The organism is Nonomuraea terrae (genome assembly GCF_004348995.1).
Taxonomy (GTDB): Bacteria; Actinomycetota; Actinomycetes; order Streptosporangiales; family Streptosporangiaceae; genus Nonomuraea; species Nonomuraea terrae.
Genome location: NZ_SMKQ01000161.1, coordinates 1 through 21,734, shown reverse-complemented (window position 1 = coordinate 21,734; position 21,734 = coordinate 1). Strand labels below are relative to the sequence as shown.

Annotated in this window: 20 protein-coding genes and 2 pseudogenes; 17 read left to right on the top strand and 5 right to left on the bottom strand. The window is 68.2% G+C overall.

Annotated elements, in window-relative coordinates; genetic code table 11:
• The 5 genes and pseudogenes from E1286_RS48300 to E1286_RS34690 form a co-directional block, all read left to right on the top strand.
• Nucleotides 1-269: pseudogene (locus E1286_RS48300) on the top strand (hypothetical protein); the annotation flags it as partial.
• A gap of 197 nt (nucleotides 270-466) precedes the next feature.
• Nucleotides 467-1,633, top strand: coding sequence for a trypsin-like serine peptidase (locus E1286_RS34705; RefSeq protein ID WP_132619369.1), 1,167 nt, complete (start codon nucleotides 467-469; stop codon nucleotides 1,631-1,633).
• 482 nt (nucleotides 1,634-2,115) lie between these two features.
• The gene (locus tag E1286_RS34700) at nucleotides 2,116-3,720 is read left to right on the top strand and encodes a trypsin-like serine peptidase (protein WP_132619367.1); all 1,605 of its coding nucleotides are present in this window, start codon (nucleotides 2,116-2,118) and stop codon (nucleotides 3,718-3,720) included.
• A 438-nt stretch (nucleotides 3,721-4,158) separates the two neighbouring features.
• A complete protein-coding gene (locus E1286_RS34695; RefSeq protein WP_132619365.1) occupies nucleotides 4,159-5,757 on the top strand; it encodes a trypsin-like serine peptidase in 1,599 nt (532 codons plus the stop codon).
• A gap of 157 nt (nucleotides 5,758-5,914) precedes the next feature.
• On the top strand, nucleotides 5,915-7,456 hold the full coding sequence (locus tag E1286_RS34690; protein WP_132619363.1) for a trypsin-like serine peptidase: 1,542 nt from the start codon (nucleotides 5,915-5,917) through the stop codon (nucleotides 7,454-7,456).
• A gap of 234 nt (nucleotides 7,457-7,690) precedes the next feature.
• Here E1286_RS34690 and E1286_RS48295 read toward each other — a convergent pair whose 3' ends face one another.
• On the bottom strand, nucleotides 7,691-9,049 hold the full coding sequence (locus E1286_RS48295; RefSeq protein WP_165970044.1) for an NsdA family TPR-like regulatory protein: 1,359 nt from the start codon (nucleotides 9,047-9,049) through the stop codon (nucleotides 7,691-7,693).
• A 185-nt stretch (nucleotides 9,050-9,234) separates the two neighbouring features.
• On the bottom strand, nucleotides 9,235-10,440 hold the full coding sequence (locus E1286_RS34680; protein WP_187368262.1) for an NAD(P)-dependent malic enzyme: 1,206 nt from the start codon (nucleotides 10,438-10,440) through the stop codon (nucleotides 9,235-9,237).
• Between the two features lie 259 nt (nucleotides 10,441-10,699).
• Between E1286_RS34680 and E1286_RS34675 the strand changes: the two genes are divergently transcribed.
• The 4 genes from E1286_RS34675 to E1286_RS34660 all read left to right on the top strand — a co-directional run bounded on the left by E1286_RS34675 (nucleotide 10,700) and on the right by E1286_RS34660 (nucleotide 13,633).
• Nucleotides 10,700-11,557 carry an ABC transporter substrate-binding protein gene (locus E1286_RS34675; RefSeq protein WP_132619359.1) on the top strand — a complete coding sequence of 286 codons (858 nt, stop codon included), beginning with the start codon at nucleotides 10,700-10,702 and terminating at the stop codon, nucleotides 11,555-11,557.
• A gap of 3 nt (nucleotides 11,558-11,560) precedes the next feature.
• Nucleotides 11,561-12,385 carry an amino acid ABC transporter permease gene (locus tag E1286_RS34670; protein ID WP_132619357.1) on the top strand — a complete coding sequence of 275 codons (825 nt, stop codon included), beginning with the start codon at nucleotides 11,561-11,563 and terminating at the stop codon, nucleotides 12,383-12,385.
• Nucleotides 12,382-13,125 carry an amino acid ABC transporter ATP-binding protein gene (locus tag E1286_RS34665; protein ID WP_132619355.1) on the top strand — a complete coding sequence of 248 codons (744 nt, stop codon included), beginning with the start codon at nucleotides 12,382-12,384 and terminating at the stop codon, nucleotides 13,123-13,125. The genes E1286_RS34670 and E1286_RS34665 overlap by 4 nt, the downstream gene beginning before the upstream one ends.
• Nucleotides 13,126-13,207: 82 nt before the next feature.
• Nucleotides 13,208-13,633 carry a CGNR zinc finger domain-containing protein gene (locus tag E1286_RS34660; RefSeq protein WP_132619353.1) on the top strand — a complete coding sequence of 142 codons (426 nt, stop codon included), beginning with the start codon at nucleotides 13,208-13,210 and terminating at the stop codon, nucleotides 13,631-13,633.
• A 6-nt stretch (nucleotides 13,634-13,639) separates the two neighbouring features.
• Here the strand turns inward: E1286_RS34660 and E1286_RS34655 are convergent, their stop codons facing one another.
• Nucleotides 13,640-13,936 carry a S24 family peptidase gene (locus E1286_RS34655; protein ID WP_132619351.1) on the bottom strand — a complete coding sequence of 99 codons (297 nt, stop codon included), beginning with the start codon at nucleotides 13,934-13,936 and terminating at the stop codon, nucleotides 13,640-13,642.
• Nucleotides 13,937-14,025: 89 nt separating this feature from the next.
• Between E1286_RS34655 and sodN the strand changes: the two genes are divergently transcribed.
• From sodN to E1286_RS34640, 3 genes are all read left to right on the top strand, one after another.
• A complete protein-coding gene (gene sodN / locus E1286_RS34650) occupies nucleotides 14,026-14,427 on the top strand; it encodes a superoxide dismutase, Ni (RefSeq protein WP_132619349.1) in 402 nt (133 codons plus the stop codon).
• 129 nt (nucleotides 14,428-14,556) lie between these two features.
• Nucleotides 14,557-14,994, top strand: a complete 438-nt coding sequence (locus tag E1286_RS34645) for an ATP-binding protein (RefSeq protein ID WP_111181437.1) — start codon at nucleotides 14,557-14,559, stop codon at nucleotides 14,992-14,994.
• Nucleotides 14,995-15,011: 17 nt separating this feature from the next.
• The gene (locus E1286_RS34640; protein ID WP_020544159.1) at nucleotides 15,012-15,791 is read left to right on the top strand and encodes an RNA polymerase sigma factor SigF; all 780 of its coding nucleotides are present in this window, start codon (nucleotides 15,012-15,014) and stop codon (nucleotides 15,789-15,791) included.
• Here E1286_RS34640 and E1286_RS34635 read toward each other — a convergent pair whose 3' ends face one another.
• Nucleotides 15,792-16,175 (bottom strand): hypothetical protein, encoded by a 384-nt coding sequence (locus tag E1286_RS34635; protein ID WP_132619347.1) that lies wholly within the window; start codon nucleotides 16,173-16,175, stop codon nucleotides 15,792-15,794.
• Nucleotides 16,176-16,276: 101 nt separating this feature from the next.
• Between E1286_RS34635 and E1286_RS34630 the strand changes: the two genes are divergently transcribed.
• Together E1286_RS34630 and E1286_RS34625 are read left to right on the top strand one after the other, a co-directional pair.
• Nucleotides 16,277-17,242: a diacylglycerol/lipid kinase family protein gene (locus E1286_RS34630; protein ID WP_132619345.1), complete on the top strand. Its 966-nt coding sequence runs from the start codon at nucleotides 16,277-16,279 to the stop codon at nucleotides 17,240-17,242.
• Nucleotides 17,243-17,523: 281 nt separating this feature from the next.
• A complete protein-coding gene (locus tag E1286_RS34625) occupies nucleotides 17,524-17,778 on the top strand; it encodes a WhiB family transcriptional regulator (protein WP_132619343.1) in 255 nt (84 codons plus the stop codon).
• A 27-nt stretch (nucleotides 17,779-17,805) separates the two neighbouring features.
• On the opposite strand, the gene E1286_RS34620 is transcribed toward E1286_RS34625, so the two are convergent.
• Complete coding sequence (locus E1286_RS34620) at nucleotides 17,806-19,281, bottom strand: PAS domain-containing sensor histidine kinase (RefSeq protein ID WP_132619341.1); 1,476 nt, start codon at nucleotides 19,279-19,281, stop codon at nucleotides 17,806-17,808.
• Between the two features lie 556 nt (nucleotides 19,282-19,837).
• Here E1286_RS34620 and E1286_RS34615 point away from each other — a divergent pair.
• From E1286_RS34615 to E1286_RS34605, 3 genes and pseudogenes are all read left to right on the top strand, one after another.
• Nucleotides 19,838-20,557, top strand: coding sequence for a GntR family transcriptional regulator (locus E1286_RS34615; protein ID WP_111181432.1), 720 nt, complete (start codon nucleotides 19,838-19,840; stop codon nucleotides 20,555-20,557).
• Between the two features lie 25 nt (nucleotides 20,558-20,582).
• Nucleotides 20,583-21,299, top strand: coding sequence for a dethiobiotin synthase (bioD, locus tag E1286_RS34610; protein WP_132619339.1), 717 nt, complete (start codon nucleotides 20,583-20,585; stop codon nucleotides 21,297-21,299).
• A gap of 110 nt (nucleotides 21,300-21,409) precedes the next feature.
• Nucleotides 21,410-21,734 (top strand): annotated as a pseudogene (locus E1286_RS34605) (sensor histidine kinase); the annotation flags it as partial.

Genomic DNA, 21,734 nt, shown 5'->3' with positions numbered 1-21,734 from the left:
CCCGCTTCACCGTCGCCCCCGCCCGCGACGTCCAGAAGGGCGTCGAGCTGCAGCCCTGCGGCTTCAGCGCAGGGGTCAGCGGCGGCCCGTGGGTCATCGGCTACGACGAGACCCGCCAACTCGGCGGCCTCAACGGCGTCAACAGCCTGACCTGGAACCGAAACCCGGGCGGTTTCTACGATGCGGTGTCGTCTCCGTACTTCGACACCACGACGGGGCAGATCTACCGCCACGCCGCATCGGTCACTACACCGGCAAATGTGACCTAAGTCATAGCAACCACGTGATCACAGCGGGTGATCAGCCAGTTCTTTTGTCACGGAATGATCACGTCCACGTTTGGAACGTTCGACCGGATTCGCCGGTAACTCCAGGCTTGCAGGTCACGCTGTAAGTTCCGGGCTGTCCGTTTGCTGAGTTGCGGAGGCGCAAGAGGCGCCTCCAGTCAGCGCAACCTGGAGTTACCTTGAAGCGAATCCTTCTCCCCGCCGGTGGCGCCGTTCTGGCCACCGGACTGCTCGCCTCCGGCCTGTCCGGCACGGCCGCCCAGGCCGCCGCCGGTGTCGCCCACGACCCCATGGCGCGCAACAACGCCGAAGCGGTCTCCGTCGCCTCCTTCTGGCTCGCCTCGAACGGCGCCGCCCTTCGCTCCGCGACCCAGTACACATGGGACTCGAAGGAGGTGCGGAAGGTCGTCTCCAAGGGCGGCTACGACGCCGACGGCCGGCCCGGCATGACGGCCCCGACCGGTGAGTCGAAGTCCACCGGCTCGGCCCAGAACATCAACCTGCCCAAGACCGTCGGCAAGGTCTTCTTCGTCGACGGCTCCGGCCGGTTCCGCTGGTGCACGGCCACCTCCATCCAGTCGAACTACCGCAACCTGGTCGCCACCGCGGGCCACTGCGTGTACGACACGGAGACCAACTCCCCCACTCTCGACAAGTGGGTCTTCGTCCCCGGCTACTACCAGGGCAAGGCCCCGTGGGGCATCTACGTGGGCAAGCAGGCCTACACCCACTACGACTTCGACGTCTACGAGGACTACGACCGCGACTACGCGTTCGTCACCGTCTACAACGGCGTCCTGTTCAACGGCGTCAAGCAGGTCGACCGCAGGGACTACCAGCGCTTCACCGGGCCGAAGCGGTCGTGGGGCGGGCGTTACTACATCCTGCTCTCGAAGGACGCCGGCCGCCTCGGCGACAACGTGGGCGGTCAGGGCTTCGCGTGGAACCAGCCCACCGGCAAGCCCGTGCGCACCTTCGGTTACCCGGCGGCTCCGCACCCTGACGGCGACAAGCCGTACTCGGGCGTGACGCCGAAGCACTGCTACGGCAACACCACCGCGAAGACCGTGGGCGCCTCCTGGCTGAAGATCGAGGAGCACGTCGGCCTCAAGTGCGCCGTCACCCCGGGTTACGACGGCGGCCCCTGGCTGCTCAACTACAGCAACGGCAAGCGCCTGGGTTACGTCAACGGCGTGACGAGCACGTTCGCCGACCAGGACACCAACGACCGGATCGACTACATCACCACGCCGTACTTCGACGGCGAGACGGCCGCTGTGTACAACGCGGCCAAGAACTCGTGGACCGGCCGCATCGTCGGCCCCCGCGGGGAGCTGTACAAGTAAGCCCTACCAGGGGAAAGCGAGGGTCTTCGGCACTGTGTGCCGGAGGCCCTCGCCTTGTTTCCGGGGGTTGTACGGCGCCGCGAGGAGCCGGGACGACACCCCTAAAATCGGGTAAATCGGGCAGCACCGAGCCGGACCCTGAACGTTTCCTGTGGGGAACGAGCCAGATTAGACGGGGCACGTTCCCATCTGGTTCCTGTGATCTGAGTCACATTGTGCTGGCTACGCAAAGTGGCGGGACACTAACGGCACTTTCGTCCCGGCAATATCAATCCCCTCATTTCCTGCAAAAACGTAACTTAGTGATCACGGCCCGCGAGATCGTCTGACAGGTCACGAACAGGTCACGGCGAGGGAGGGCGGGATCGGATGTTCCAAAGCGGGTTTCACCTGCGGAGATCACCACGCTATGTTCCTTGCTATCCCTTTACTGACGCATGGGACGCAAGTTGCGACCCACGACAGAGCAAGGAGCAGTTCCCTTGAAGCGCATCCTCATCCCCGCCGGTGGCATCGTCATGGCCACCGGCCTCCTGGCCGCCGGCCTGGCCGGCACGGCCACCGCCGACACGGTCGTGGCGAAGGACAACATGGCGACCTCGGCCGCCAACGCGAAGGCCATCGCGCAGTTCTGGGCGGAGAACAACGGTGCGGCCCTCAAGGCCGCCAAGGAGTCGAACGTCTGGGACAAGACCGACGTCGCCCAGCTCCAGAGCAAGGGCGGGTACAGCTCGGACACCAAGCCGGGCTCGACCGCTCCGATCGGCGAGGAGAAGAAGACCTCCAGCAAGGTCCAGAACGTCAACATGCCGAAGACCATCGGCAAGGTGTTCTTCGTCAACGACAAGGGCGAGAAGAAGTGGTGCTCCGCCACTTCGATCCAGTCCAAGTACCGCAACCTGGTCGCCACGGCCGGCCACTGCGTGTACGACACGGCGACGAACTCCGACGTCATGGACAAGTGGGTCTTCGTCCCGGGTTACTACCAGGGCAAGGCGCCGTTCGGCATCTACGTGGGTAAGCAGGCGTTCACCCACTACGACTTCGACGTGTACGAGGACTACGACCGCGACTACGCGTTCGTGACCGTGTACAACGGCGTTTCCGTCGACGGCAAGACCACCAAGGTCACTCCGAGCGAGTACCGGTCGCACGTCGCCAAGGGCGGCGTCGGCTTCGTCAAGGAGACGCCGATCACGAAGGACGAGTTCGACGCCGGCTACGAGAAGTACGGCGACGCGGGCCCCTTCAAGTCGAAGGCCGCCGACCCGAAGGTCGAGACGGTCGCCAAGCCCGCCGATGTCAGCAACAGCAACATCGACGCCTACATCCGTGGCGAGGGCCCGACCGAGGGCGTCCGGCTCACGGGTGCTGAGGTCTACAAGTCTCAGTACACCGCGGCCGGCACCGGCTGGGACAACGGCGACAAGTTCGAGCGCCTGAGCAAGGAACTCCCCATCAGCAAGGAGGAGTACGAGCAGCTCAAGGACGCCAAGGGCGACGGCAAGTTCATGGGCGACGTCCGCGCCCAGCTCGGTGACGACAAGAAGACCGAGATCGCCTGGTTCAAGCAGCAGTACTTCATCAAGAAGTGGGTCAAGAGCACCGCTCAGATGAAGTACTGGGTCGAGGACTACTACGTCGTCGACATCTCCGCTGCTGACAAGGGCCGCCTGGGCGACAACGTCGGTGGTCAGGGCTTCTCCTGGAACCAGCCCACCGGCAAGTACGTCCGCGTGTTCGGCTACCCGGCCGCTCCTCACCCCGACGGCAACAAGAACTACACCGGCGTCACGCCCAAGTGGTGCTACGGCAAGACCAGCAGCAAGCTGCAGGGTTCTGCTGCCAAGAAGATCGAGGAGCACGTCGCCCTCAAGTGCGCCATGACCGAGGGCGCCGACGGTGGTCCGTGGCTGTACAACTACAAGAACGACAAGCGTCTCGGCTACGTGAACGGTGTCATCAGCACCTTCAACGACCAGGACAAGAACGGCCGCGTGGACTACGTCTCGTCGCCGTACTTCGACGGTGAGACCAACACCGTCTACAAGGCCGCCGCGGCCTCCTGGTCCGGCAAGATCGTCTAAGTGACGACGTTCCGCGACCGGACCTGAGCCGTTCGTGTAACCCGTGACAGCGGAGAGGGCCCGGCAACCAGCCGGGCCCTTTCTGCTTCCCGGAAAGTGAAAGGCTTTTTGACGCACGGGACGCCAGGACGGTGCCACTGGATCCATGTGATCTGCGTCACACAGCTTTTCTGGAACGGATCAGGAACGGGCTCTGACCCCGCCAGTCACACTGACAACGCCCTTATGTTGATCAGGCCAAATGGTCACGAGACGGTCTTCCCGCAACTCCTGCGCATCAGCCCTTTAAACATCACAGAACGATCACGGCCCCACGAGTCGCCTGTTTTCCTGCCGAAGCGGCTACCCGGGACCAAGATCGACACTGTATGTTCCTGGCTATCCCTTTACTGACGAATGGGACGCAAGAGGCGTTCCACGACAGCGCAAGGAGTTACCTTGAAGCGCATCCTCCTCCCCGCCAGTGGCATCGTTCTGGCCACTGGTCTTCTGGCTGCCGGCCTGGCCGGCACCGCCCACGCTGATGGCAAGGTGAAGACCGACACCATCAACGCTGAGGCGAAGGCGTGGCAGGCCGTCAAGTTCTGGACCGCCAGCAACAACAAGGCGCTCAGGGGCGCCACGGCCTTCAACCCGGACAACCTCGAGGTCTCGCAGATCAAGAGCGGTGGCGGCTACACGGCCGACACCAAGGCCGGCTCCACCGCCCCCATCGGCGAGGAGAAGAAGACCACCGCCAAGGTTCAGAACGTGAACCTGCCGAAGACCATCGGCAAGGTTTTCTTCGTCAAGGACGGCAAGAAGTACTGGTGCTCCGGTACCTCGATCCAGTCGCAGTACCGCAACCTGGTCGCCACGGCCGGGCACTGCGTCTACGACACGGACAACAACGCGTCCACGCTGGACAAGTGGGTCTTCGTCCCCGGTTACTACCAGGGCAAGGCGCCGTTCGGGATCTACGTGGGTAAGCAGGCGTTCACCCACTACGACTTCGACGTCTACGAGGACTACGACCGCGACTACGCGTTCGTGACCGTGTACGACGGCATCGGCAGCGTGGACGCCAAGGTCCACAAGCTGACGCCGAGCGAGGCCAAGGCTGCTGCCGCCAAGGGTGAGAAGGTCCTCGTCAAGGAGACCCCCATCACCGAGGCGGAGTTCGCGAAGGGCTTCGACCAGTACGGTGAGGCCGGCCCCTTCAAGTCCAAGCTGGCAGACCCCAAGGTCGAGTCCGTGGCCATGCCGGCGGACGCTGCCGCGAAGATCGAGGACTACATCAGCAAGGGCGTCAACGGCGTCCAGCTGACCGGCGTCGAGGTCACCAAGAGCGTTTACGACGCTGCCAAGACCGGCCTCGACAACGGCATGAAGTTCGAGCGTCTGAGCACCGAGACGGCGATCAGCCAGGAGGAGTACAACTCCCTGGTTGCCGCCAAGGGCGACGGCAAGTTCCTGGGCGCGCTCCGCGTGGTCAAGGACGCCAACGGCGTCGAGACCGCGTGGTTCAAGCAGCAGTTCTACGTCAAGAAGTGGGTCAAGTCGACCGCTGAGATGAAGTACTGGGTCGAGGAGTACTACGTCGTCGAGGCCTCGATCAAGTCGAACGGCCGCCTGGGCGACAACGTCGGTGGCCAGGGCGTTGCCTGGAACCAGGGCCCCGGCAAGACCGTCCGCACCTTCGGTTACCCCTTCGGCCCGCACCTGGACGGCAACAAGCCGTACACCGGTGTCACGCCGAAGTGGTGCTACGGCAAGTCGGCGAGCAAGGTCCTCACCATCGCTTCCAAGAAGGTCGAGGAGCAGCAGTCGCTGAAGTGCGCCGTGACCGCCGGCTACGACGGTGGCCCGTGGCTGTCCAACTACAGCAACACCAAGCGTCTCGGCTACGTGAGCGGTGTCACCAGCCTCATCGCTGACACCGACAAGAACGACCGCTACGACACGATCACCTCGGCGATCTTCGACGGCGAGACCGCCGCGATCTACAAGGCCGCTGCGGCCTCGTGGTCCGGCAAGCTCGTCCCGGCCGCCGAGTAATCCTGGCGCAGCAGTAACCAGCAGCAAACCAAAGGGCTCGGCAGCCAGCCGGGCCCTTTGGCCTGTCTGGGCTGAAAATAAAGTGGTTTCCCTTACCAGAGTGACTCAAGGGTCGATAGGGTCTTTACACCCCTTTTTGACAACCGTGGAGCCTTCCGTGAAGCGCCTGCTCTTCCCCCTCGCCGTTGCCGGCCTGAGCGCCGCCGCCCTTGCCGTCCCCGCCTCCGCCGCACCCACGTGGGCGTCCGACAACCTCCTGCCCAAGCCGGCCGACGCCTACGGCGCCGCCGCCTTCTGGATGGACGCGAACGGCGCCGCCCTGCGCAAGGCGACCCAGTACCGGCTGGACACCAAGGACGTCCCCAAGCTGGTCAGCGCGAAGACCACGGACACCACCGACGGGAAGCCGGGCATGACCGGCCCGACGACCACCGCCAAGCCGGCCGCTTCCAAGAACGTGAACCTGCCGAAGACCATCGGCAAGGTGTTCTTCCAGGACAAGGACGGGCACCTCCACTGGTGCTCGGCCACCTCCATCCAGTCCCAGCAGCGCAACCTCGTCGCCACCGCCGGCCACTGCGTCTTCGAGAGCGACGGCAAGGACGACGTCTACGACAAGTGGGTCTTCATCCCCGGTTACTTCCAGGGCAAGGCCCCCTTCGGCGTCTACGTCGGCGCGTACGCCTTCACCGCCTACGATCTCGACACCTACGACGACTACGACGGCGACTTCGCCTTCGTCGCCGTCCACAACGGCTTCGCCCTGACCGGCCAGAAGGAGGTCGTCAAGAGCGAGTTCGCCAAGTGGGCCGGCGACAAGTGGATCAAGCACGAAGAGATCAAGAAGGACGAGTACGACGCCGGCTTCGAGAAGTACGGGCCCGCCGGGCCGTACTGGTCGAAGGACGAGGACGTCACCCCGGAGAAGGTGGCCCACAACTACCCGGGCGAGAAGACCCTGACCAAGGTCGAGGTCACGGAGTCCGAGTACGAGAAGGCTGCCAAGGACACCGCCGCCGACGTCAACGGCGAGCAGTACGAGAAGGTCCGCACGCCCATCAGCCAGGAGACGTTCAAGGAGCTCCAGGCCAAGCAGGGCGACGGCAAGTGGACCGGCAAGCTCGAAGTGACCAAGGTCGGCGACGTCGAGACCGCCTGGTTCGAGAACCACTACTACATCAAGCAGTGGGTGAAGGCCGGCAAGACCGTCCGCTACTTCCGCGACCACTACTTCATCGGCATGGCCAAGGACATGGGCCGGCTCGGTGACGTCGTCGGCGGTCAGGGCGTCGCCTGGAACCAGCCGCTCGGCCAGTCGGTGACCGTCTTCGGCTACCCCAGCGCTCCCCACCCCGACGGCGACCGTCCGTTCTCCGGCGTGACGCCGAAGTGGTGCGCGGGCAAGACCGGCACCAAGAGCTGGCAGGTCAACATGTTCAGGGTCGAGACGCACCAGGTGCTCAAGTGCTCCATGACCGGCGGCGCCGACGGCGGCCCCTGGCTCATGAAGTACGACAACAACAAGCGCACCGGCTACGTCAACGGCGTGACGAGCATGTTCCACGACTACGACGGCAACGACCGCATCGACTACGTCAGCTCGGCGATCTTCGACGGCGAGGTCGCGGACGTCTACAACAAGGCGAACTACGCGAAGACCAAGTCGATCGTCGGCCCGAACGGCGAACTGCTCAAGTAGACGAACGCGCAAGACGGCCCGGGCCTCGCGGGTGTATTCGAAGGCCCGGGCCGTTCCACGTCTCGAACAGCCGGCCTTGCGGCGAAAACCCGATTCACGTCTCAGACGGCCGGCCTGGCGGCGTTCCACATCTCAGACAGCGAAGACCCAGGCTCACGTCTCGCGCAGCAGGCCTTACGCGGAAGGCCCGGGTTCACGTCTCGGACAGCCGGTCTTACGCGTGAAGGCGCGCGCTCAGACGGCCGCGAGCTCCCGCGCCCGCTCCCGCAGCTCCCGCACCGGCCGCTCCTCCCGGTACGGCTCCAGCCGCCGCCGCAGATCGGCCGCGTACGACCGGGACCGCACCGACTGCAGCTCCCCCGCCAGCGCCAGCGCGTCGGCCGCGGCCGTGCACGCCTCCTCCACCTCCCCGCACTGCAGCAGCCCCGCGGCCAGCAGCGACAGGTTGAACATCCGCCCCCGCACGTAGCGGCCGTCCATGTCGAGCGAACGCCGCGCCTGCTCGACGGCGCGCCCGCCCTGGCCGAGGTCGCGGAAGCAATGGGCGAACTTCGCCGCGAGATAGGCCTCGTCGAAGTAGCTGAGCCACGGCGGCTCCTCGCCGGCCCTGCGGGCCGTGAACGCGCGCTCGGCCTCGTTGAGCGAGGCCCCGCAGGCACGGGCGTCCCCCAGACCGGCGTGTGCGTGCGCCTCCAGGACGTGGGCGGAGGACTGCAGCGTCTTGATCCCCGCGCGGCGGGCGGCCATCTGGGAGGCCCTGGCGAGGTCGAGGGCGTGGCCGGGCTGGCCCATGTAGATCGCCTGGTGGGCCATGCCGGCCAGGATCTCGCCGCCCAGCGTCTGGTCGCCGGCGCCCCTGGCCAGACTCAGGGCCTGGATGAGGTAGCGCTGGGCGATGCCGTGCTGCTCCATGTCGTAGGCCATCCAGCCCGCCAGCCGGGTCAGCTCGGCGGCGGCCGCGGCGAGCCGCCTGCCGGTCGGCTCGCCGTACGAGCCGTCCTTGAGTAACGGCGAGACGGCGGTGTCGAGGTATTTGACCACCGAGGAGCGGACGCGGCCGCTGCCGAAGCGGTTGTCGAGCTCACCGAAGGAACGGGTGACCTCCTGGATCGCGGCGATGTCGGTCTGGCCGACCCGTCGCGTGCCGGTGCCGCCCAGGCGCCCGTCGGCCGGGGACGTCAACCAGCGGATGGCCCCGACGGAGCCGGCCCCGATCGCGAACGTCGAATCGATCAGGAACCTCCGTCTCTCCACATCGGCCCGCCACAGCGCTGTCACGGTCGAGATCCCCTCCTGCCACGTGTGCGTGAACTCCTGGCCGAGATCAAGCGGCGTGCTGGTGGCCGCCATCCCCAGGTGTTCGGGGGTGACCGGCCGGCCCAGCCGCAGCGAGAAGATCTCGGCGAGCAAGGACGGAACCGGATCGCGCGGACGCTGCCCGCCGATCCAGCGCAGGACGGAGCTGTGGTCGTACTTGAGGCCCGGGGTGCCGCGCGCGGCTCCGAGATCGTTGAGACACCTGGCAAGTCCCTTGTGAGAAAAGCCCGCCTCTGCGATGAGCTGCTGCAGCAGTCGATTCGGCTCGCGTTCCATCGCTCTCCTCGTCACAGGAGCCGGCGCCCACGTCCTTACAGAGAGCTACAGTTATAGCACTTTCAGTAAAGGAATCTTGGCCATTCCCCAAGGTGCCCCACACAAATCCACACGCCTACCCGAGGCAGCGGCAAGTAGGCGTAAAAAAATCGGGACGCCCCGCAGAGGGGCGTCCCGGGTGGGGCTCAGACGCGCGCGACACCGTCCGCGCGAGCCTGGGCGGCCACGGCCGCGCTCACGGCGGGCGCCACACGGTCGTCGAACGGGCTCGGGATCACGTACGTCGGCGACAGGTCGTCGCCCACCACGCCGGCCAGCGCGTTCGCGGCGGCCACCTTCATGTTCTCGGTGATGGCGGAGGCGCGCACGTCGAGGGCGCCGCGGAACACGCCGGGGAAGGCCAGCACGTTGTTGATCTGGTTGGGGAAGTCGGAGCGCCCGGTGGCCACGACGCCGGCGTGCTTGGCGGCGATGTCGGGGTGGACCTCCGGCGTGGGGTTGGAGAGAGCGAAGACGATCGCGCCGGGGGCCATCGCGGCGACGGCCTCCTCCGACAGGGTCGAGCCCGACAGCCCCACGAACACGTCGGCGCCCTCCAGGGCCTCCTCGGTGGAGCCGGTGTGCCGCGCGCGGTTGGTGTCGCGGGCGAGGGCCTCCTTGACCGGGTTGAGGCCCTCGCGGCCCTGGTAGATCATGCCCTTGGAGTCGGAGACGGCGATGTCGCCGATGCCGGCCTCCAGCAGGATGCGGGTGACGGCGACGCCGGAGGCGCCCGCGCCGGCCACGACGGCCCGCAGGTCGCCGAGCGGGCGGCCGGTCAGGCGGGCGGCGTTCTGGAGCGCGGCGAGCACCACGATGGCGGTGCCGTGCTGGTCGTCGTGGAAGACCGGGATGTCGAGCCGCTCGCGCAGCCGCTCCTCGACCTCGAAGCAGCGCGGGGCGCTGATGTCCTCGAGATTGACGCCGCCGAACGACGGCGCGAGCCGCACGACGGTCTCGACCAGGGCGTCGACGTCGGTGCAGTCGAGGCAGAGCGGGACGGCGTCGACGCCGGCGAACTCCTTGAACAGCAGCGCCTTGCCCTCCATGACCGGCATGGCGGCCGACGGGCCGATGTCGCCGAGGCCGAGCACGGCGGTGCCGTCGGTGACCACGGCGACCACGTTGGAGACCCAGGTGTACTCGCGGGCGAGCGCCGGGTTGTCGGCGATGGCGCTGCAGACGCGCGCGACGCCCGGCGTGTAGGCCAGTGCCAGGTCGCCCGCGTCGCGGACGGGAACGGTGGACCGGACCTCGATCTTGCCCCCGCGGTGCAGTGGGAAGGCGGGGTCGAGGTTTTCGGTGGAATGAGCGGAAGCGTCGGGTGTGGCGGCCACAGCGACCCCTGTCATCATCGGAGCGGAAGAAACCATCGGCGGACACGCGCGAGCGGGCTGGCTTCGGTAGCTGCCAGATTCCCCTCGCCGAGCGTCTCGTGAGGGGGGTTCGGGGGTCACCCGTCTCTCGATTCTGCCATATACCGGTTCGGGAGCCAGACTGACGCCGTTCCGTTGACGCATCGTTAAAGGCCAGATGACAGACCGCAGCTAAACGGCCCTTAAACTGCACAAAACGCAAGTTTCCTGGCTTTTCACTTCGAGGAGGCCGTACATGGCCCTCAGCCCCAAGGGCCGCCGTGGTTTCACCGCCGGCGCGCTCGCCCTGACCGCCGCGCTCGCGCTGGCCGCCTGCGGCAGCGAGACCGGCACGAGCTCCGGCACGACCGACGCGAGCGCGTCCGGCGCAGCAAGCGCGGCCAAGCTGGTGCAGCCCGGCAAGCTCACGGTCTGCACCAACATCCCGTACGAGCCGTTCCAGTTCAAGGACGACAGCGGCAAGATCGTCGGGTTCGACGTCGACGTCGTCGACCTGGCCGCGAAGAAGCTGGGCGTGACCCAGAACATCGTGGACATCGACTTCGCCGTGATCAAGAGCGGCGCGGCGATGGCGGCGAACAAGTGCGACGTCGCCGCCGCCGGCATGACGATCACCCCCGACCGCCAGAAGAACATCGACTTCTCCGTCCCCTACTTCGACGCCACGCAGGCGCTGCTCGCCAAGAAGGGCAGCGGCGCCACGTCCCTCGACGACGTCAAGGCCAAGGGTCTCAAGCTGGGCGCCCAGGCCAGCACGACCGGCCTCGACTACGTCAAGAAGGCCGGCTTCGACCCCACCGAGTACGCCGACTCCGCCAAGGAGCTGCTGGCCCTGCAGGCCGGCCAGGCCGACGTGATCGTCCAGGACCTGCCCGTCGTCCTCACCTGGCTGAAGAAGCCGGAGGTCGCCGAGAAGTTCGAGATGATCGCCAGCCTCGACACCGGTGAGCAGTACGGCGTCGGCCTGAAGAAGAACGCCGACCCGGTCCTGCTCAAGGCCATCAACGACGCCATCACCGAGGCCAAGTCCGATGGCACGTACGAGCAGATCTTCGTGAAGTGGTTCGGCAAGAAGCCCGGCGAGCTGGGCTGATCCATGGCCGACCCGAAGACGGCTGAGCCTGCCCGCGCCAGGCTCAGCCCGCGGAAGAAGCAGCGGATCAGCCGCGCCGTCCAGTACGTCGTCCTGGCCGCGGCGCTCGTCGCCGTCGTCATGTACGCCGACTGGCAAAGCCTGGCGGAGAACTTCGCCAAGGGTGAAGTGGCCTCCGAGGCGCTGCCCGAGCTGTTCACCGTCGCGCTGCGGAACACGATCATCTACGCCGTCGGCGGGTTCGTCTTCTCCTTCCTGTTCGGCCTGTTGCTGGCGCTCATGCGGCTCTCGCAGGTCCGGCCGTACCGGTGGATCGCGATCCTCTACATCGAGATCTTCCGCGGCCTGCCCGCGCTGTTGATCTTCCTGTTGATCACGTTCCTGCCGCTCGCGCTGCCCGGCTTCCAGGTCCCCGGCGGCACGTACGGGCAGGGCATCCTGGGGCTCGGCCTGGTGGGCGCGGCCTACCAGGCGGAGGTCTTCCGCGCGGGCCTGCAGGCCGTGCCGAAGGGGCAGGTCGAGGCCGCGCGGTCGCTGGGCATGTCGGCGACCAGGGCACAGATCACCGTCGTGATTCCCCAGGCGATCCGCATGGTCATCCCGCCGACCACCAACCAGTTCGTCGCCCTGCTCAAGGACTCGTCGCTGGTGTTGTTCCTCGGCGTCTCCGGCGAGTACGTCGAGCTGGCCAAGTTCGGCAACGACCTGGCCTCCCAGTACGCCAACGCCACACCGATCATGGTGGCGGGCCTGACGTACCTGATCGTCACGATCCCGCTGGGCTACCTCGCGTCCCGGCTGGAGGGACGTAAGGGGAGGACACGATGACGCACGCCATCCAACTGCAAGACCTGCACAAACACTTCGGCAAGAACGAAGTGCTCAAGGGCATCGACATGACCGTCGAGCCCGGCCAGGTGGTCTGCGTCATCGGCCCGTCGGGCTCGGGCAAGTCCACCCTGCTGCGCTGCGTCAACCTGCTGGAGCAGCCGACCCGGGGCAAGGTGTTCGTCCAGGGCGTCGAGGTGACCGACCCCGACGTAGACATCGACGCCGTACGCCGGCACATCGGCATGGTTTTCCAGCAGTTCAATCTCTTCCCTCACATGACCGTGCTGCAGAACGTCATGATCGCCCAGCAGCGGGTGCTCGGGCGGAGCAAGCGCGAGGCCGAGGTCATCGCCCGCGAGAACCTCGACAAGGTGGGCGTGGGGGCCAAGTGCGACGCACTGCCCGGGCAGCTCTCGGGCGGCCAGCAGCAGCGCGTGGCGATCGCCAGGGCCCTGGCCATGAGCCCGGGGCTGATGCTCTTCGACGAGCCCACCTCGGCGCTCGACCCCGAGCTGGTCGGCGACGTGCTCACCGTCATGCGCAAGCTGGCCGAGGAGGGCATGACCATGCTGGTGGTCACCCACGAGATGGGCTTCGCCCGCGAGGTGGCCGACCGCGTGGTCTTCATGGACGGCGGCGTCGTCGTCGAGGACGGCCCGCCGGCCCAGGTCATCGGCGAGCCCAAGCAGGATCGCACCCGCGCCTTCCTGCACCGCGTCCTGCACCCCGAGGACTGACCCACGGCGGGGCCGCCCGGACGGGCGCGCCCCGCCGCGTCAGGACCGCGCACCGGCACCCGGTCTGGTGTAATACTCGAACATGGACCTCACCTCTTACGCCGAGTGGGCGGTGCGGCTGGTGAACGATCCGCGACCGCCCCAGGGGCTGAGGCGGTTGCGCGACGAGCTGGCCGCCGTGTTCGACGCCGCGGGTGACGACCGGGCCGTGGCCGAGCGCCTGAACGCCCTGCTCGGGCGCTATCCCGTACGCCCCCAGCTGTCGGATCACGACGGCCACGACTGGCACCTGCACCTGGCCGATGACCCGGCCGCGACCGCCGTGATGGGCCTGGCCGCCGTCGTCGCCGAGCTCGGTGTCGACCGGCTCGGCCGCTGCCGGGAGCCGCACTGCGAGCAGGCGTTCCTCGACACCTCCTCCAACCGCTCCCGCCGCTACTGCTCGGCCCGCTGCGCCAGCCGCGCGAACGTGGCCGCCTTCCGCGCCCGCCGCAGGAACGCCTCCTGACGCCGGCTAGCGCCGGCCGCGCACCAGGGGCCAGTAGCGCAGGACCACGCGGCCCACGATGTCGCTGACCGGGCCGAAATCCCAGCTGTCGCGGCGCCCGCTGGCCCGCTGGTTGTCGCTCTCCAGCCACCAGCCGTCCTCGCTGCGCCACTGCGCCCGCTTGACGATGAGCCGATCAGGATCGCCGGGCAGCCTGGCCACCACGAGGTCACCCGGGTGCACGGCCGCGCCCCGGCGCACGAGAAGCCAGTCGCCGGGCTCCAGCGCCGGACGCATCGATTCACCCTCGACACGGACTCTCATGGGCCGTAGCCCCCTCCTCCGCAGGCATCGGGACACGAGTAAGGTCGGTTGTGGACCAAGCTGATTCAGCATCAAGGAAGGACTTTCTGATGCTCGCACGACTGCTACGACCCAAGCATGTCGCATCCGCCCATTGCGACCTGCCGTGCGGGGTCTACGACCCCGCCCAGGCCCGCATCGAGGCGGAGTCGGTCAAGGCGATCATGGAGAAGTACGCGGCCAACGAGGACCCGGTCTACCGCACCCGCGCGCTGATCATCAAGGAGCAGCGCGCGGAGCTGGTCAAGCACCACCTGTGGGTGCTCTGGACCGACTACTTCAAGCCGCCGCACCTGGAGAAGTACCCCCAGCTGCACCAGCTCTTCTGGGACGCCACCAAGCTCGCCGGCGCCGCCGGCGCCAAGGGCACGGTCGACGGCTCCCAGGCCGACGCGCTCCTGGCCAAGATCGACGAGATCTCCAAGATCTTCTGGGAGACCAAGGCAGCCTAAAACGGCCCATAAGGCTCTGTGCGGCCGCCGGGCCGCACAGAGCCTTTTCCGTTGATGGCGCGTCTGAATCGTCCAAGCACCTCTCAGGGGCGGTAAGTTGCAGTCAGCGTCAGATACGCGAGGAGGAACGTGACCGAGGAAACCGAGACGCGCGCGGAGGGCGTGACGGGCATCCGCGACGTGGTGAGCATCAGGCTCCCCGCTGCGAGCGCCTACCTGTCTGTGCTGCGTACGGCTACCGCCGGCTTGGCGGCGCGGCTTGACTTCACCCTGGACGAGATCGAAGACCTGCGGATCGCGGTCGACGAGGCATGCGCCATGCTGCTCAGCGAGGCGGTGCCGGGCACCGACCTGACCGCGGAGTTCGAGCTGACGGGGCAGGAGATGCAGGTCCGGGTGGAGGTGGCGACGGTCGGCAGCTCCGCGCCCAAGCGTGACGACTTCGCCTGGATGGTGCTGACCGCCCTGGCCGACGACGTCGACGCGGTGAGCGACACTCCCGATCGCATGGCGATCGTCCTGCGCAAGCGCCGAGGCGCGGCCCAGAAATCGGCGGGGCCGGCGTGACGGAAAGGACTGGAGCCATGGCCACCAGCGAACACGCCGTGCCCGACAGGGTGCGCGCCCGTCAGCTTTTCGCCGAGCTGGCCGAGCTGGGCCCCGAGGAGCCGCGTCGTCAGCGCATCAGGGACGAGCTGGTCGAGCTTCACCTCCCCCTGGTCGAATACCTGGCTCGCCGATTCCGCAACAGGGGCGAGTGGCTCGACGACCTCACCCAGGTCGCCACCATCGGTCTGATCAAGTCCATCGACCGCTTCGACCTCAACCGCGGCGTGGAGTTCTCCACGTACGCGACGCCGACCATCGTCGGTGAGATCAAGCGGCACTTCCGCGACAAGGGCTGGGCGGTGCGGGTGCCGCGCCGTCTGCAGGAGCTCAAGCTCTCGCTCACCAAGGCGATCAGCGACCTGTCGCAGCGCGAGGGACGCGCGCCGACGGTGGCGGAGCTGGCCTCCTACCTGAAGATGACCGAGGAGGAGGTGCTCGAGGGCCTGGAGTCGGCCAACGCCTACTCCACCGTGTCACTCGACGCGCCCGACTCCGGTGACGACGACGCCCCCGCGGTGTCCGACTCGCTCGGCATCGTGGACGAGTCGCTCGAGGGCGTCGAATACCGCGAATCGCTCAAGCCGCTGCTCGAACGGCTGCCGCCGCGCGAGAAGCGCATCCTGCTGCTGCGGTTCTTCGGCAACATGACGCAGTCGCAGATCGCGACCGAGCTGGGCATCTCACAGATGCACGTCTCGCGGCTGCTCGCCCGCACCCTCGCGCAACTGCGCGAGGGCCTGACGGCCGAAGACTAGTCAGCCGTCGCCGTAGAGTGCGTGGGTGGTGGGGGGAGCGAGGAGCGTCGCGATTCCCGCCACGGCGACGACGGCCAGCGGGATGCCGAGCTGCGGCACGCCTGACTGGATGAGCGTGTAGGCGACGGGGAGCAGGAAGATCTGCGCCAGCACGGCCGGTGACCTGCCCCATCGCTGCGTCCGGAACAATCCGCCGCCGGCGACCCAGAGCAGCCCGGCGCCGACCAGCAGCGCGAACACCGCCTCGGCCAGCGCGGTCGACAGGTCGACGGGCGTGCCGGTCAGCGCCTCCACGGCGGCGAAGACGCCGAGCCCGGCGGCGACCAGGCCCTCCAGGGCGACGACCGCGGTGGCGATGAGCAGGCTGAGCGGGCGACCGTTCACGTCCGTACCCTACCGCCAGGCTCTCGCGGTCAGAGAAACAGGCGAAAAAATGGGACGTTAGGCCCATAAGGCACAGCACATCGACCGGCTACGCTGGCGCTATGCGCGCAATGCTGCTGGTCAACCCCAAGGCCACGACCACGAACGCCCGCACGCGTGACGTGCTGATTCGCGCGTTCGGCGCGGCCGTGGAGCTCGCCGTCGAGGAGACCCGCTACCGCGGGCACGCCGCCCGGCTGGCGGCGACGGCGCGGGCCAAGGGCTACGACGTGGTGGCGGTGCTCGGCGGCGACGGGACGATCAACGAGACGGTCAACGGACTGCTCAACCCGGTGGGCGGCGGCGAGGCCCAGCATCTCGCCGACCCGAGCTCCGGGCGGCCGTGGCTGGTGGTGATCCCCGGCGGCAGCGCGAACGTCTTCGCCCGCGCTCTCGGACTGCCCAACGACCCGGTGGAGTCGACCGGCGTGGTGCTGGAGGCGCTCAGGGAGGGCCGCCGGCGTACGGTCGGCCTGGGCCAGGCGCTGTGGGAGGGGCAGAGCAGGTATTTCACGTTCTGCTCGGGCATGGGATACGACGCCGAGGTTGTACGGGCCGTGGAGGGCCTCAGAGGCTCGGGGCGTAAAGCTACCCCGGCCCGGTATGTGAACACGGCTCTGCGGCACTATCTGGCCACGGACAAGCGGCATCCGGCGATGACCCTGACCGGTCCCGGCATCCCCAGGGCCCGCGGGCTCTTCATGGCGATCATCTCCAACACCTCGCCGTGGACGTACGTCGGCCCGCGCCCCGTGCGCCCCACGCCGTGGGCCGGTTTCGAGACGGGGCTCGACCTGCTCGGGCTGCGCCGCATGGGGCCGCTCGCGCTCGCGCCGGTGATCCGACACATCCTCACCGAGAGTGACGCGCTTCCCTCCGGCCGGCACCTCGTTCAGCTGCACGACGAGGCCGAGTTCACGCTCACGGCCGACCGTCCCGTGGCCTTCCAGCTGGACGGGGACTACCTGGGGGAACGCGAAACCGTAACATTCCGGTCTACACCGAACGCGTTACAAGTTTTGGTCTAGCTGGTTACATTCGGTCATTGTGTGACGCATCCGACATCCATAAGGGGCAAAACTTCGCGCCAACCCCCTTGCGTGCACTCTGCGTGGCTGACAGTCTCATCGTGGACGTCGGAACGTAGGACCTTTAACAAACCTATAAGGGCCCTACCGTCGCTCCGTGGACAAGCCCCCGTGTCCTCATCAAGGACGCGGGTAATTGTTCGCCATGGTTAGTGAAACCTTTCACAAAGTAGTAGCCGTACGGAGCCGACCAGAGGCTCCATCTACTAAGGAGTGGACGCATGGACTGGCGCCACCGAGCTGCCTGCCGTGACGTGGACCCCGAGCTGTTCTTCCCGATCGGCAACTCCGGCCCCGCCCTCATGCAGATCGAAGAGGCCAAGCAGGTCTGTCGGTCCTGCTCGGCCGTCGAGGCCTGCCTGAAGTGGGCGCTGGAGTCCGGACAGGACGCCGGCGTCTGGGGCGGTCTCAGCGAAGACGAGCGCCGGGCGCTCAAGCGCCGCTCCGCCCGGGCCCGCGCGCGCCTCACCGCCTGACCGCACGCGCGCGTCACACCCGCCGGTTCAGCCAGGCGGGAGTGGAAGCGGGATGGACAGCACGGCCTCGGTGCCGCCCCGCAGGCGCGGCTCGATCGTGAGCCGGCCCGACAGCTCTCCCTCCACCAGCGTGCGCACGATCTGCAATCCCAGGCTGGTGGAACCGTCGAGCTCGAAGCCCGCCGGAAGCCCCTGACCGTCGTCCCAGACGGTGACGTTCAGCCGGTCGAGCTCCGCCTCGACGACGACCTCCAGCCGCTTGGGCCGCCCGTGCTGCAGCGCGTTCTGCAGCAGCTCGGTGAGCGCCATGGCCAGCGGCGTGGCGATGAGCGAGGGCAGCACGCCGAACTCCCCGACCCGACGGGGTGTCACCGCCACCTCGGGTGAGGACACCTCCCCCGCCATCGCGATCACGCGGTCGGCGATCTCGTCGAAGTTCACGAACTCCTCGGGCGCGTGGGACAACGTCTCGTGCACGATCGCGATCGAGCCGACCCGGCGTACGGCCTCCTCCAGCGCCTCGCGGCCCTCCGGGACCCGCAGCCGTCTGGCCTGGAGCCGGAGCAGGGCGGCCACGGTCTGCAGGTTGTTCTTGACCCGGTGGTGGATCTCGCGGATGGTGGCGTCCTTCGTCATCAGCTCGCGCTCGCGCCGGCGCAGCTCGGTGACGTCTCTGATGAGCACCAGCGCGCCGATCCGGCCGCCGCCCACGATCAGCGGGATCGCCCGCAGCTGCACGATGGTGCCGCCGGACTCGACCTCCGTCTCCTTGGCCGCGCGCCCGCTGGCCACGATCATCAGGTCTTCGTTGATCGGCTCGTCGGAGTAGCACAGCGCGGCGGTCACCCGGCCCAGCTCGGCGCCGACCAGGTCGGCGTGCAGGCCGAGCCGCCGGTAGGCGGACAGGGCGTTCGGGGAGGCGTACGTCACCCGGCCGGCCCGGTCGAGCCGGAGCAGCCCGTCGCCGACGCGCGGCGAGCGGACCAGGATCGGCTCCTCCCCCGAGAACGGGAAACGCCCCTCGGCCACCATCTGCGCCAGGTCGGAGGCGCTCTGCAGGTAGGTCAGCTCCAGCCGGGACGGTGTGCGCGCCGACGACAGGTTCGTGGAGCGCTGGATGACGCCCAGGAAGCGGCCCTCGCCGCCCTCGACCGCCCGGCGCACCGGGATGGTCTCCTCCCTGACCGGCACGCCCGTGGACCAGTCGGGGTCGCCCTCGCGGCAGATGCGGCGTTCGTTCCAGGCCGTGTCGATGAGGTGGCGCTCGCCCTTGGCGACGACGGTGCCGACGACGTCGTCGTGGTAGACGGTCGGACCGGTCGTCGGGCGCATCTGCGCGATCGCGATCCAGCCGGACTCGCCCAGCAGCGGAGCCCACAGGATGAGGTCGGCGAAGGACAGGTCGGCCAGCAGCTGCCAGTCGGAGACCAGCGAGTGGAGCCAGTCGAGATCGGCCTCGTCAAGTGTGGTGTGGCGGGCCACGAGGTCGCTGAGAGTCGGCACGACTGCATCATGCGTGCTTTTGCCCGTGACAACCAAACCGACCCCCTGTCGGGCGCGTACGTCCGGTCGCATACGGGACAGGTGGCCGGAGTCGCCCCGACATGGGCATAACTCCGTAGAACGCGGGCGCACGGCCACGCGCTCGCACAGTGAAGACAGGACGGGCACAGATCCGGCCCACCCACGACACAGACCCAGCACCGTGCAGGCAAACAGACATTTGCTGAAATCTCATAATGTGAGAACCGTCACACGTCGCAGGCGCCCGCCTCCTCGGCACGGCGGCCCGCGGCCTGCGGGAGGTGATCCACACGGGCGGGTGCTCTCTCCGCGACACGACGCGTCACCGGACCTCGGTTACGACGTTGCGGGCCGCTGCGGATATCCTTCTCCATCAACCTGAGCTGCCCGGAGCCGCGCGTGCCCACGCCCGTACGCGACCGGCGCCGGTGAGCCGCCTGCGCCCGCGGTTGACCGCTCGGGCGAAAGTGAGTTCCGATGATCTCGCGGTGACCAGACACGCCCTCACCGCCGTGGCAGAAGTGAAGGTGAGCGCGTGACAGACGACGGCCCCCGCGTTCCGAAGTACTACGACGTGAAACGCAGCCTGCTCGAGCTCACCAAGAGCCTGCCGCCCGGCACGGCGCTGCCGCCCGAGCGCACGCTCGCCGTACGGTTCGAGACCTCCCGCACGACGGTCAGGCAGGCGCTGACCGAGCTGGTCGTCGAGGGACGGCTGCTGCGCATCCAGGGCAAGGGCACGTTCGTGGCCCAGCCGAAGGTGGCCCAGGTGCTCCAGCTCACCTCCTACATCGGCGACCTGCGCACGGCAGGCCTGGAGCCGGACACCAAGATCCTCGACATCGGTTACATCACCGCCGACGAGGCACTCGCGCGGCGGCTGGCCATCAACCCCGGCGGCCGCGTGCTGCGCATCCACCGCCTCCGGCTGGCCAACGGCGAGCCCGTCTCGATCGACACCACCCACCTGTCCGCCCGCCGCTTCCCCCGGCTGCGGCGCGAGCTGGAAGTGCACTCGTCGCTGTACGAGACGCTGCACAACGCCTACAACGTGCGGCTGACGGACGCCGAGGAGATCATCGAGACCGTGCTGGCGACGCCGTACGACGCCAAGGCCCTCGGTGTCGACGTCGGCCTGCCGATGCTGCTGCTCACCCGGCACGCCTTCGACGCCGACGGCAACCCCGTCGAGTGGGCGCAGTCGCTCTACCGCGGCGACCGCTACAAGTTCGTCACGCGCCTGCGCCGTCCGTAGCGGCCGTCGCTTCTACGCTGGGGCCATGAGCGTTCTGGTCGTCACGGGAACCGACGGCGGCGTGGGCAAGACCGTGGTGACGGCGGCGGTGGTGGCGCTCGCGTTGCGGCGCGGGTCCACGGCGGCCGTGGTCAAGCCCGCCCAGACGGGGGTGGCGGCCGGCGAGCCCGGCGACGTCGACCAGGTGATCCGGCTGTCCGGGGCGGCCACCACGTTCGAGCTGGGGCGCTTCCCCGAGCCGTTGTCGCCCGCCGCGGCCGCGCGGGCCGCCGGGATGCCGCCCGTGTCGCTGGCGGGGGCCGCCGTGCTGGCGCGGGAGCTGGCCGAGAGCAACCGGCTGGTGGTCGTGGAGGGCACCGGCGGCCTGCTCGAACGCTACGACGACGACGGCGCCACCATCGCCGACCTGGCCCGGTCGCTGCAGGCTCAGGTGCTCGTGGTCGTACGCGCGGGGTGCGGCGCCGTCAACCGGACGGCGCTGACCCTGGAGGCGCTCGCGCACCGGGGGCTCGACCTGGCGGGCATCGTGATCGGGCGGTGGCCGCAGGCGCCGGGGCTCGCCGAGCGGAGCAGCGTGGCCGACCTGGAGATGCTGGCCGCCCGGCCGCTCGCCGGGGCCCTGCCGGACGGCGCCGGGCGGCTCGGGGCGCCGGAGTTCGCCGAGGCGGCCCGCGCGGGGCTGTCCGCCACGCTCGGGGGCGTGTTCGACCCCATCACCTTCCGCCACCACCACACCCTCTGACCTGCCAGGAGCTCCCGTACAGGGCCGCGGGGGGGTGGGGCTAGCTCCACCCCGCGGTGGCACACCAGGCCCATTTCCTCCACACTGGCCGGATCAATACCGTTGCTGGCATGAAAGTCCCCCGTCCCTGGTCGGCACGGACCTGGCTCGACACGGCCCACGTGGTGACCGGCCTGCCGGTCGGTGTGCTGCTCGGCGGGCTCACACTCGCGCTGGCCGTGGCGCCGCCCGTGCTGCGCCGGGCCGTGCCGCGGTTCACGGGGGTGCAGCGGTCGCGGTTCGACGCCTTCCTCGGCGTCCGCATCCCGCCCGTGCCCGGCCCCGCGGACTGGCGCAGCCCGTCGATGTGGCGGCAGATCGGCTACCACCTGCTGTCGCCGGTCGTGAGCGCCGCGGGGACGTTCCTGGTGGCGGTGGTGTGGGGCGGGGCGGTGG

Coding starts and splice junctions, on each gene's coding strand:
- E1286_RS34670 (WP_132619357.1), top strand. CDS start 11,561: ATGGCCGACCCGAAGACGGCTGAGCCTGCCCGCGCCAGGCTCAGCCCG.
- E1286_RS34660 (WP_132619353.1), top strand. CDS start 13,208: ATGGACCTCACCTCTTACGCCGAGTGGGCGGTGCGGCTGGTGAACGAT.
- sodN (WP_132619349.1), top strand. CDS start 14,026: ATGCTCGCACGACTGCTACGACCCAAGCATGTCGCATCCGCCCATTGC.
- E1286_RS34675 (WP_132619359.1), top strand. CDS start 10,700: ATGGCCCTCAGCCCCAAGGGCCGCCGTGGTTTCACCGCCGGCGCGCTC.
- E1286_RS34680 (WP_187368262.1), bottom strand. CDS start 10,440: ATGACAGGGGTCGCTGTGGCCGCCACACCCGACGCTTCCGCTCATTCC.
- bioD (WP_132619339.1), top strand. CDS start 20,583: ATGAGCGTTCTGGTCGTCACGGGAACCGACGGCGGCGTGGGCAAGACC.
- E1286_RS34665 (WP_132619355.1), top strand. CDS start 12,382: ATGACGCACGCCATCCAACTGCAAGACCTGCACAAACACTTCGGCAAG.
- E1286_RS34625 (WP_132619343.1), top strand. CDS start 17,524: ATGGACTGGCGCCACCGAGCTGCCTGCCGTGACGTGGACCCCGAGCTG.
- E1286_RS34640 (WP_020544159.1), top strand. CDS start 15,012: ATGGCCACCAGCGAACACGCCGTGCCCGACAGGGTGCGCGCCCGTCAG.
- E1286_RS34630 (WP_132619345.1), top strand. CDS start 16,277: ATGCGCGCAATGCTGCTGGTCAACCCCAAGGCCACGACCACGAACGCC.
- E1286_RS34655 (WP_132619351.1), bottom strand. CDS start 13,936: ATGAGAGTCCGTGTCGAGGGTGAATCGATGCGTCCGGCGCTGGAGCCC.
- E1286_RS48295 (WP_165970044.1), bottom strand. CDS start 9,049: ATGGAACGCGAGCCGAATCGACTGCTGCAGCAGCTCATCGCAGAGGCG.